Source organism: Enterobacter sp. MG-EB028, from assembly GCF_056673305.1.
In genome coordinates, this window is record NZ_CP195079.1 from 3,890,472 (window position 1) to 3,901,985 (window position 11,514).

Consider the following 11,514-nt stretch of genomic DNA (forward strand, 5'->3'; position numbering starts at 1 on the left):
ATAAGGGTTTTACGAGGCGTTATCCGAAGAATTGAGCGTGTTGCAACGCGTTGCACGCTTTCTTGATAACGCCTCGTAAAACGGGATGAAGACGAAAAAAAACCGGCGCTAAACAGCACCGGTTGTGTCACGCTTTATCGCATCAGATAGCGACGGGCGCTTTGATGCCTGGATGCGGGTCGTAGCCCTCAATCTCAAAATCATCAAAGCGGTAGTCGAAGATTGATGCCGGTTTGCGTTTGATAATCAGCTTCGGCAGCGCACGCGGTTCGCGGGTGAGCTGAAGATGCGTCTGTTCCATATGATTGCTGTAGAGATGGGTGTCCCCACCTGTCCAGACGAAATCACCCACTTCAAGGTCACACTGCTGCGCCATCATGTGGACTAACAGCGCATAGCTGGCAATGTTAAACGGCAGGCCCAGGAACACGTCACAGGAGCGCTGGTAGAGCTGGCAGGAGAGCTTACCGTCGGCCACATAGAACTGGAAGAACGCGTGGCACGGTGCCAGCGCCATTTTATCCAGCTCACCCACGTTCCAGGCAGAAACGATGATTCGGCGCGAGTCCGGATCGTTTTTCAGCTGGTTCATGACGGTTGTGATCTGGTCAATATGGCGGCCATCAGGCGTTGGCCATGCGCGCCACTGCTTGCCGTATACCGGGCCCAGGTTGCCGTTTTCATCTGCCCATTCGTCCCAGATGGAGACGTTATTTTCGTGCAGATACGCAACGTTGGTATCGCCTTGCAGGAACCAGAGCAGTTCATGAATGATAGAGCGCAGGTGGCAGCGCTTTGTCGTCACCAGAGGGAAGCCTTCTTGCAGATTGAAGCGCATCTGGTGGCCAAAAATGGAGAGCGTACCGGTACCGGTACGGTCGTTTTTCGGCGTGCCCTCATCGAGCACTTTTTTCATCAATTCAAGATACTGTTTCATGATTCCTCAGGAAAGTTGTTGCTGTGGACGACGACGATACGCCCAAATCATCATAATGGCACCCGCTACGATCATCGGAATGGAGAGGATCTGCCCCATGCTGATGTACTGTACCCATTCGCCGGTAAACTGGGCGTCGGGCTGGCGGAAGAATTCGACGATGATGCGGAACGCGCCATAGCCAATCAGGAACAGCCCGGAAACAGCCCCCATCGGGCGCGGCTTGCGAATAAACAGGTTCAGAATGATAAACAGCACCACGCCTTCCAGCGCCAGTTCGTACAGCTGGGACATATGACGCGGCAGCACGCCGTAGGTATCGAAAATGGGCTGCCACTCCGGGTGCGACGGCAGCAGCGCGATATCTTCCGCGCGGGAGCCCGGGAAGAGCATCGTGTACGGCACGCTTGGGTCAACGCGGCCCCACAGCTCACCGTTGATAAAGTTGCCCAGACGACCAGCCCCGAGACCAAACGGGATCAGCGGTGCGATAAAATCTGACACCTGGAAGAAGTTGCGCTTGGTGCGTTTGGCAAAAATCACCATCACCAGGATCACCCCAATTAGGCCGCCGTGGAAAGACATGCCGCCGTCCCAGACGCGGAAAAGATAGAGGGGATCGTTCAGGAATACCGGGAAGTTATAGAACAGAACATACCCAATACGGCCACCGAGGAACACGCCGAGGAAGCCTGCGTATAGCAGGTTTTCAACTTCATTTTTGGTCCAGCCGCTGCCAGGACGGCTGGCGCGACGGCCCGCGAGCCACATTGCAAAAACGAAGCCCACCAGGTACATCAGACCGTACCAGTGAAGCGAAACAGGTCCTACTGAGAAAATGACCGGATCAAACTCCGGAAAATGCAGATAACCACTGTTCATCTGTCACCACAAGATGTTGTTATTCCGCTGAAAGTGGACAGCGGTAGAAATGCGATTCTGCCTTAAGCAGAGGCTCCAAAGTTGCGAATCATAGCATAAGGCTGGCGCGGAGGATGCGCCAGAGATGTAAAAGATGTGTATAGGGTTTTGTGCACGCTGGTCCCCTCACCCTGGCCCTCTCCCCAAAGGGGCGAGGGGATTGTTCACTGCTCGCATTAATTTGTGGGGATCCCTCAGCCCTGTGAGAGAGGGGAAGGCTTTAGCGACCACCGCGAATCAGGCCGCCCATACCGCGTCGTTCCATAAATGCCGCCACCTGGTGACGAACCTCAGCCGCCAGCTGTGCGTCAAGGCTGCGCTCAGCCAGCTCGCGGGCATCATTGATGTCTATATGACGCAACAAATACTTCACGCGCGCTACGGCACGGCCGTTCATCGACAGATGGCGGTATCCCAGACCTATCAGGATCGCGACGCACATCGAGTCTCCGGCCATTTCACCGCACAGGCGTAGATCAATGCCGTACTGTTCAGCCTCACGGGCAATCATCGCCAGCGCGCGAATGATTGCCGGATGCAGGCTATCGTAGATACTGGCGACGCGGGTGTTGTTCCGGTCGACGGCCAGAATATATTGCGTCAGGTCGTTGGTACCGACAGAGATAAAATCAACGCGGTTTGCCAGCTGCGGCAGCATGAAGACCATAGACGGCACTTCGAGCATGACGCCGATCCGTGGTTTCGGGATCGCATAGCCAATCATCTCTTCCACTTCACGACCAGCACGCTCAATCAGGCGCCGCGCTTCGTCGATCTCATCAATGCTGGTGACCATCGGCAGTAAGATGCTGAGATTGCCCGTCGCAGCATTAGCGCGCAGCATGGCGCGCACCTGGATCAGGAAGATCTCCGGCTGATCGAGCGTAATGCGGATCCCGCGCCAGCCAAGACACGGGTTCTCTTCGCTGATCGGCATATACGGCAGCTGTTTATCCGCCCCGACATCCAAGGTACGCAGGGTGACAGGCTTGTCGTTGAACATTTGCAACATCCCCTGATACTGCGCCACCTGCTCCTCTTCGGAGGGGAAACCGCTCTGCAGCATAAACGGGATTTCAGTACGGTACAGGCCAATACCGTCGATGCGGCTGCCCAGCTTTTCTTCGTGCTCAGGGCTTAAACCGGCGTTGAGCATGACTTTGATCCGCTCACCGCTCTTCAGCTGTGCGGGAAGGTTAACGTCATCTTCCGCCAGCTTGCTTAATTCATTCTCTTCGCTGATGAGACGCTGATATTCCTGGAGCAGAACGGGTTCAGGATCGACCAGCAGTTCACCGCGGTAACCATCCACCACCAGCGTGCGTCGATGCAGTACCGACGGCTGGATATCCGCCCCCATAACGGTAGGAATACCGAGCGCGCGCACCATAATGGCGGCGTGGGAGTTAGCGGCACCGTCGCGCACCACGACACCGGCCAGCCGGTCCTGCGGCAGTTCAGCCAGCGTCGTTGCCGAGAGTTCATCGGCCACCAGCACAAACCGTTTTGGCCAGGCGTTCGGCCCCTGAATGGTGTCATCAAGATGGAACAGCAGACGTTGCCCCAGCGCACGGAGATCGCCGGCACGCTCCTTCAGGTAACCGTCTGTTAATGCTGCAAACTGCTCAGCAAATTTTTCGATGACCTTTTTAACGGCCCATTCTGCTACCGAACCTTTATCCACTTCCGCAAAAAGCTCACGGCGCAGCCGCGCGTCGGAAAGCAGGTGCGAATAAAGGTCGAAGATAGCCGCCGTCTCTTTTTGTGCGCCTGCCGCAAAGCGTTTGCTGTAGCGGCGAAATTCATTTGCCGCCTCTTCCAGCGCGGCGGTAAGACGCTCGCGCTCCAGCGCTTCATCGAGCGTAGAGGCCTCGTAAACCTGCTCCATTAACGGCAGCGTGGCGTCCATCCAGCCTTCAGCAATCGCTACCCCTGGCGATGCCGGAAGGGCACGAATGCGCGTATGGCGATACTGACCGAAGAGCGCTGCAAGCTGAGACTGTGAGAGGATCGCCGCCATCTGTGTCGCCAGCGTGACGAGGAAGGACTCTTCGCTTTCATCGTACTGACGCAGCTCCCGCTGCTGGACGACCAGCACGCCCAAAAGTTGACGACGCTGGATAATCGGCACGCCAAGGAACGCGCGGAAACGCTCTTCTTTTACGGAAGGGATGTATTTAAAGCTGGGGTGTTTTTGCGCGTCGGCAAGGTTGATAGGTTCAGCCAGCCGCCCAACCAGGCCGACGATACCTTCATCAAATGCGAGCGTTACGGTGCGTCCCCGTGGCTTTTTCAAACCACGGGTCGCCATCAGGTAATAGCAGCGCCGATCGTGGTCGGCCAGATACACCGAACAGACTTCGGTCTCCATCGCAAGACAGATGTCAGTGACCAGAATATTCAGCGCCTCGTTGAGACGCGGAGCACTGGCCACCTTCTCGACTATTTCTCGCAAGCGGGTGAGCATGATTTGCGTAGCTTAACCTCTTTTACGTCGCCAAGCAGGTGCGCTCTGCGGCTTAGGCGGGATCTCCTGAAGCTGCATCACCACACTTGCAAACTCTTTCATCACCCTACGGTAAACATCGCGCTTAAATGACACGACCTGACGAACAGGATACCAATAGCTCACCCAGCGCCAGCCATCGAACTCCGGCGTACTGCTGGTTTGCATATTGATGTCTGAATCGTTGCCCACCAACTGCAGAAGAAACCACTTCTGTTTCTGGCCGATACAAACCGGCTTTGTGTCCCAACGCACCAAACGTTTCGGTAACTTGTAACGCAACCAGTTGCGGGTCGAAGCGAGGATGCGAACATCTTTTCGGCTTAAACCGACCTCTTCAAAAAGCTCCCGGTACATCGCTTGTTCTGGGGACTCTCCCGGATTGATCCCGCCTTGCGGGAACTGCCAGGAGTGCTGACCATATCGACGGGCCCACATTACCTGGCCCTGACGATTACAAATTACTATTCCTACGTTCGGGCGGTAGCCATCGTCATCAATCACCGGACTACCCCAAACTAAACCTTATATATGAATGATTGTTTCACACTACAGTGAGGCGGTAAACCACTCTCTTACAGGCCTGCAACCTAATAACATTTGAATAACTCACAAATAAGTGCAGAGTTATAAACAGATATACGGTGATGAGGACAATTTTATTCACCTTTTCTGTGGATATAGTTGTGAAGAAGTGTCTGATTACCGATGAACAACCTTAAACAACCTCTCCCGCCCTCTTTCACACCGTCAATATAAAATCATATTTTTCATACGATTAACTTAACACCAGTAAATAAAACGCAGAATAGCGTGACGATCGTCACAGCAGGGATCGTCGTACTGATGAAAGATCGAACAGCGTCGGTTTTATCCACAGATTGTGCCAATAAGTTAGGCACAATTTGTCTGAAATTTGGATTTTCATCGCACGTCAAGGCTGTAAATTGAAACAGTAGTCAGGGTTATGCCCAGTTATCCCACTTTTCTGTGGATAACATGGTGTAAGATCCTGTTTATTGTCAGTGACCAGATTTGAACAACCCGTTTTACGTCTCAGATGAAACCGTTAAAACCTCATAAAAAAACCTATAAATCATAGACATGGAATATTGGGACAGAAAAAGATAAACTCTATCCACAGGGGACAATTTCTTCGTTTATTTTTTAATCAAAAGGTTACCTTCATGCATTCGCTTACCCCCTTGCTCTCACCGCCGTCCAGCGAAGGCCAGTTGCTAGAGCAGGCACAGCGCCTGGCAGGCTTCTCGCTTGGCGAACTGGCGGCTATGGCAGGGCTTCAGATCCCGAAGGATCTTAAACGGGATAAAGGCTGGATCGGCATGCTGCTGGAGCTGTGGCTGGGTGCCAGCGCCGGGAGCAAACCTGAGCAAGATTTTGCCGCCCTTGGCGTCGAGTTAAAAACCATCCCCATCGACAGCTGGGGTCGCCCCCTGGAGACAACCTTTGTCTGCGTTGCGCCCTTAACCGGCAATACCGGCGTGACGTGGGAAACCAGCCACGTGCGTCATAAGCTGAAACGCGTGCTTTGGGTACCGGTTGAAGGTGAACGGCAGATCCCGCTGGCCGAACGTCGCGTTGGCGCACCGCTGCTCTGGAGCCCGGATGAAGAGGAGGAACATCAGCTGCGCCTGGACTGGGAAGAGCTGATGGACATGATTGTGCTCGGGCAGGTCGAGCGAATTACCGCCCGACACGGAGAAGTGTTACAGCTGCGCCCGAAAGCGGCAAACAGCAAAGCACTTACCGAGGCGATCGGCGCGATGGGTGAACCCATACTGACGCTGCCGCGCGGTTTTTATCTTAAAAAGAATTTCACCGGCGCGCTGCTTGCTCGTCATTTCTTACTTAAAACATAGTTTTTTACTTATTTTGCGAGCTCACAAACATAATCACCTGGTTTTTAAGATTTTACCGCTTCACCCTGTTGCCATAACGGGTTAATACTACACTATGATTTGATACGAGCCAGATGAGGATGATAACGATGAAAAAATGGGCGGTGTTAATTTCAGCAGTCGGGTTGGCGTTTGCCGTATCGGGCTGCAGCAGCGATTACGTCATGGCAACGAAAGATGGCCGGATGATCCTGACCGACGGCAAACCCGAAGTCGACGACGATACCGGTCTGGTCAGCTACCACGACCAGGCAGGCAATAAAATGCAGATCAATCGCGATGAAGTCTCGCAAATTATTGAGCGATAACGGTCGGAGGTCAGTAGCTTACTGGCCTTTTTGATTTTTTTCTTCCCCTTTTGCTTCCCCTCTGCCATGTTTATATTCCTTTGTCGGGAGGTTCCTGACGCGGTCTACATGTCTATTGAAGGAAGCCGGCTATGCATTATCACCGTATCCCCCACAGCGCTCTGGAGATAAGTCAACTGGGGTTGGGCACGATGACATTTGGTGAACAAAACAGCGAAGCCGATGCCCATGCACAACTCGATTATGCCGTCAGTCAGGGGATTAACCTGATTGATGTTGCAGAGATGTACCCTGTGCCACCACGCCCTGAAACACAGGGACTTACCGAAACCTACGTCGGTAACTGGCTGGCAAAACGCGGTAACCGTGAAAAGCTGGTCATCGCCTCGAAAGTCAGTGGCCCCGCGCGAAACAACGATGCCGGGATCCGCCCAAATCAGATCCTCGATCGCAAAAATATCCGCGCCGCGCTGGACGCGAGCCTGAAGCGTCTGCAAACCGACTATCTCGACCTGTACCAGGTCCACTGGCCCCAGCGCCCAACCAACTGCTTTGGCAAGCTCGGCTACAGCTGGAACGAGAGCGCCCCCGCCGTTACCCTGCTGGAAACGCTGGAAGCGCTGACGGAGTGCCAGCGTGCGGGAAAAATCCGCTACATTGGCGTGTCCAACGAAACGGCCTTTGGGGTCATGCGTTACCTGCACCTGGCGGATAAACACGATCTGCCGCGCATCGTCACCATCCAGAACCCGTACAGCCTGCTTAACCGCAGCTACGAAGTGGGGCTGGCCGAAGTGACGCAATATGAGGAAGTGGAACTGCTCGCTTATTCATGCCTGGGTTTTGGCACCCTGACGGGGAAATACCTCAACGGTGCGAAACCGGCCGGGGCGCGCAATACACTCTTTAGCCGCTTTACCCGCTACAGCGGCGAACAAACGCAAAAAGCCGTTGCAGCCTATGTGGATATCGCGAAGCGCCACGGCCTCGATCCGGCGCAGATGGCGCTGGCCTTTGTGCGCCGTCAGCCGTTTGTTGCCAGCACCCTGCTGGGCGCGACCACGATGGAACAGCTGAAAACCAATATTGAGAGTTTCCATCTGAACCTGAGTGAAGAGGTGTTGGCGGAGATTGAAGCGGTGCATCAGGTTTATACCTATCCTGCACCGTAGCCTGATGCTTTTGCCCGGTGGCGGCTTCGCCTTACCGGGCCTACAGGTGCTCAAACGTAGGCCGGGTAAGGCGAAGCCGCCACCCGGCTACTTATCAGCGCCGACGCTGCCAGAGCCACAATCCCGCAATCGCCGCCGCGAAGAGTCCACCAAATCCGACGCCAATCGCCACCACCGGTACCCCCACTTTCACCGCCAGCGAATAGAGTCCCAGCATTAACAGCATTGCCAGGTTTTCACCGAGGTTTTGTACCGCAATGGCATTCCCCGCCCCGACGGTCTGCTTGCCGCGCTCCTGGAGTAACGCATTCAACGGCACCACGAAGAAACCGCCCAGAATGCCAATCAGGATCAGCAGGGCATAAGCGGGCAGCAACGCATGCTGAAGCGAGAAAATAAGCACCACGACGCCAATCAGGATCCCCGCCGGCATGCAGCGTGCTACCGTTTCGAGCGTTACCAGCTTCGCTGCAGCGCCTGCGCCAGCCACGATGCCGATCGCTACCATCGCATTAAGATAGGTCGGCGTCGCATTGTCAGTAATTCCCAGCGCCACCGGTACCCACAGGACCAGCAGGAAGCGCAGCGTGACGCCCGCCCCCCAGAACATACTGGTTCCCATCAGGGAGAAACGCGTTTCCCCGTTACGCCACAGCACGCGGCACGCGTTGAAGAAACTGCCAGTCATCGGTTTGAAGCGCCAGGATTGCCCCGGGCGAGCGACTGGCAGCTTCGGAATAAACAGGTTAGCCACGACCGCCCCGCCATACACCGCCGCGCATACGCCCAAAGCCGCCAGGACATGCCAGTCGGCCAGTACGCCTCCTGCGACGGAGCCGAGCAGGATAGCGGCAATGGTTGACGACTCCATCAGACCGTTGGCTTTGACCAGCTTATCGCCCGTGGTCAGCTCGCCAAGAATGCCATACTTCGCCGGAGAGTAGGCAGCAGCGCCGATGCCCACAAGCGTATAGCCAATAAACGGATTGAAGCCAAAGCAAATGCTGGCGGCACCCAGCAGCTTGAGACCGTTGGCAAACATCATCACCCGGCCCTTCGGGAAACTGTCCGCCACCTGCCCCACAAACGGGGCAAAGATAATGTAAGCGCCCACAAACACCATCTGCAGGATCGGCTGACTCCAGTCGGGGTAAAACTCGGCTTTCAGCAGGGCCAGCGTGGCGAACAACAGCGCGTTATCGCCGAACGCAGAGAGAAACTGCGCGGCAATGACCGCCATCATGCCTTTTGAACGCAGTGAGGTGTTAGTGTGTACTGACTCACGCATTTTGCTGTTCCGCCTCTTCAACCATGCCTTTCAGGGTCACGAAATCGGGTTTGCCACTACCCAGCACCGGAAGCTGCTTCAGGTAGCGAATATCGCGCGGCACCGCCAGCTCAGGAATGCCATGCTCACGCGCATAGCTCAGTAGCCTGTCGCGCTTAAGCTCGCCGTCGGTGGTAAACAGCACCAGCGCCTCGCCTTTGCTGGCATCACTCTTCACCACCGTCGCATGCATTTTATCGGCGGAGACAGCCGTCGCCAGTTGTTCAACCATTTCCAGAGAGACCATTTCACCGGCGATTTTGGCGAAGCGTTTTGCGCGTCCCTGAATCTGCACAAAGCCTTGCTCATCGAAACGCACGATATCACCGGTGTCGTACCAGCCGGTTTCAACCTCGCCGTTGACGTTTTCCGCCGTCGGCGCTTCCAGCTGGCCTGGGTTTTCTACGCGCAGGTAACCGTTCATCACGTTTGGCCCTTTCAGCTGCAGGCGGCCACCCTCCTCAATGCCCGGCACGGCCAGCAGACGCGCATCCATCCCCGGCAGAATTCGGCCCACCGTACCCGGTTTCGCCGCCATGGGTACGTTGATGGAGACCACGGGCGCGCACTCGGTAACGCCATAGCCCTCAAGAATGCGCAGGCCAAACTTGTCCTGCCAGATCTGACGCGTGCTCTCCTGCAGCTTTTCCGCACCGGCCACGACATACCGCACGCGGAAGAAATCATACGGATTGGCGAAACGGGCATAGTTACCCAGGAAGGTTGAGGTCCCGAACAGGACGGTGCAGTTACGGTCATACACCAGCTCCGGCACAATGCGGTAATGCAGCGGGCTGGGATAGAGGAACACTTCCGCACCGGTCAGCAGCGGCGTAAAAAGTCCCACCGTCAGGCCAAAGGAGTGGAACAGCGGCAGCGCCGACATAAAGCGGTCACTGGCAGTAAAGTCGGCAATGCTTTTGATCTGCTCAACGTTCGCCAGAATACTCTTGTGGCTGTGAACAACGCCTTTCGGGTTGCCCTCCGAACCCGACGTGAAGAGGATAATCGCATCATCTTCCGGCTGCTGTTTGACCTGCGCCAGACGCGGCATCAGCAGGTGTGCAAAAATCCACAGCTTGTCGCCGGTGGTCACGTCCGCTTTCAGATCTTCCAGAAAGACCCAGCGCACCTGGGTCAGCTGTTCTGGCAGATGCCAGAGCTTGCCTTTGTCCAGGAACTGTCGGGAGGTAAAGACGGTATTTATCTGGGCGGCGGTAATGGCGCTGGTCAGCCCTTTCACCCCCGCCGTGTAGTTCATCATCGCCGGTATACGTCCACGGGAAACCGCGCCAAAAATCACCGCCGCGCTGATGCCCGCGTTTGGCAGCATCAGGCCGATCTTTTCGCCCTTCTTGCTGTACTTCTCCAGAATGCGGCCCACAAACAGCGTTTTGGTCAGCAGCTTGCGATAGGTATCCGGGGTAAAGTTGATGTCTTCGATGCAGTTTTTCTTTGCGCCATAGCGGTACTGCGCGGAAAGCAGGGATTCGTACAGCGTTTCGCGCGGGCGCACGGCCATGCGCGCTTCCATCATAATCTGGTGCAGCATTTCCCCGGCGATTTTACGGCGATCGCGGGCACGCGGCGCGTCGGGCATCGGGAGCGACGTTGGCGGCAGAATATGCAGAGTGATTTTGGGGAACAGACGCTGCTTCACCAGCCCCTTCAGGCGGCTGAAGTGGGTCAACTCTGCACCTTCGATACGCAGCGGCACCACGGTCGCTTTTGACTTCGCCGCGACAAAACCCGCGCCGTCGTAGATTTTCATCAGCGAACCGGTCACTGAAATGCGCCCTTCCGGGAAAATAACCACCGGACGCCCCTGCTCTACCAGACGTACCAGATGTTTAATCATCATCGGCTTTGTCGGGTCGAGCGGCACAAAATCAATCAGCGGGGTGAGCCAGCGCATGTACCACTGTTGGCTGATGGAGGTGTACACCGCAAACACCGGCCGCACGGGCAGAAATAGCGCCAGCAGAATGCCGTCTATGAAGGAAACATGATTGGGTGTGATGAGAACGCGCTCGCCGCGAAGCGCCTGGGCGTCGCCAGTGACGCGGATGCGAAAAAGAATACGGAACAGTGTACGGAAAAACCCAAATAGCATCTCAACTCCCTTTGCCAGACAGTGTGGTGGGGTGACGGTAAATGGTGGCAGATTACACGAGAAGTGATACAGGAGCGACAGCAAAAGTGGGGGCGAAAAAAAACCTGCGCATCCGCGCAGGTTGGTGCAAGTGATGAGTACGAAACCGTACTAAGAATTCTCACCAATCAATACCTCTGGGATCTTGATTGTGGCTGTTGACCCTGCGCTTCGCCAGCAGGAAAACGCAAGGGAATGAGCCGAAATGCAACCAGGTGTGAATATTCTCTGTTGCTGTTACAGGTTGAACTGTCAGGCAAAAAAAAACCTGC

Annotated in this window: 9 protein-coding genes and 1 pseudogene; 4 read left to right on the top strand and 6 right to left on the bottom strand. The window is 55.4% G+C overall.

Annotated elements, in window-relative coordinates; translation table 11 throughout:
- Positions 1-142 precede the first annotated feature (142 nt).
- The 4 genes from thyA to rppH all read right to left on the bottom strand — a co-directional run bounded on the left by thyA (position 143) and on the right by rppH (position 4,868).
- Entirely contained in the window at positions 143-937 is a 795-nt protein-coding gene (gene thyA / locus ACR42C_RS18340; RefSeq protein ID WP_014885081.1) for a thymidylate synthase, read from the bottom strand.
- Positions 938-943: 6 nt separating this feature from the next.
- Positions 944-1,819, bottom strand: a complete 876-nt coding sequence (lgt, locus tag ACR42C_RS18345) for a prolipoprotein diacylglyceryl transferase (protein ID WP_316380104.1) — start codon at positions 1,817-1,819, stop codon at positions 944-946.
- Between the two features lie 259 nt (positions 1,820-2,078).
- The gene (ptsP, locus tag ACR42C_RS18350) at positions 2,079-4,325 is read right to left on the bottom strand and encodes a phosphoenolpyruvate--protein phosphotransferase (RefSeq protein WP_116341830.1); all 2,247 of its coding nucleotides are present in this window, start codon (positions 4,323-4,325) and stop codon (positions 2,079-2,081) included.
- Positions 4,326-4,337: 12 nt separating this feature from the next.
- Positions 4,338-4,868: an RNA pyrophosphohydrolase gene (rppH, locus tag ACR42C_RS18355; protein WP_013098553.1), complete on the bottom strand. Its 531-nt coding sequence runs from the start codon at positions 4,866-4,868 to the stop codon at positions 4,338-4,340.
- Between the two features lie 442 nt (positions 4,869-5,310).
- Here rppH and ACR42C_RS18360 point away from each other — a divergent pair.
- The 4 genes and pseudogenes from ACR42C_RS18360 to ACR42C_RS18375 all read left to right on the top strand — a co-directional run bounded on the left by ACR42C_RS18360 (position 5,311) and on the right by ACR42C_RS18375 (position 7,763).
- A pseudogene (locus ACR42C_RS18360) lies at positions 5,311-5,466 on the top strand (hypothetical protein).
- Between the two features lie 85 nt (positions 5,467-5,551).
- Complete coding sequence (mutH, locus tag ACR42C_RS18365) at positions 5,552-6,244, top strand: DNA mismatch repair endonuclease MutH (protein ID WP_233003223.1); 693 nt, start codon at positions 5,552-5,554, stop codon at positions 6,242-6,244.
- 128 nt (positions 6,245-6,372) lie between these two features.
- Positions 6,373-6,591: a YgdI/YgdR family lipoprotein gene (locus tag ACR42C_RS18370; protein WP_014885085.1), complete on the top strand. Its 219-nt coding sequence runs from the start codon at positions 6,373-6,375 to the stop codon at positions 6,589-6,591.
- A gap of 131 nt (positions 6,592-6,722) precedes the next feature.
- Positions 6,723-7,763: an NADP(H)-dependent aldo-keto reductase gene (locus ACR42C_RS18375; protein WP_028014287.1), complete on the top strand. Its 1,041-nt coding sequence runs from the start codon at positions 6,723-6,725 to the stop codon at positions 7,761-7,763.
- 94 nt (positions 7,764-7,857) lie between these two features.
- Here the strand turns inward: ACR42C_RS18375 and lplT are convergent, their stop codons facing one another.
- Positions 7,858-9,051 carry a lysophospholipid transporter LplT gene (gene lplT, locus ACR42C_RS18380; protein ID WP_302221231.1) on the bottom strand — a complete coding sequence of 398 codons (1,194 nt, stop codon included), beginning with the start codon at positions 9,049-9,051 and terminating at the stop codon, positions 7,858-7,860.
- On the bottom strand, positions 9,044-11,203 hold the full coding sequence (gene aas, locus ACR42C_RS18385; protein WP_192982579.1) for a bifunctional acyl-ACP--phospholipid O-acyltransferase/long-chain-fatty-acid--ACP ligase: 2,160 nt from the start codon (positions 11,201-11,203) through the stop codon (positions 9,044-9,046). Before aas ends, lplT begins: the two co-directional genes overlap by 8 nt.
- Positions 11,204-11,514 lie beyond the last annotated feature (311 nt).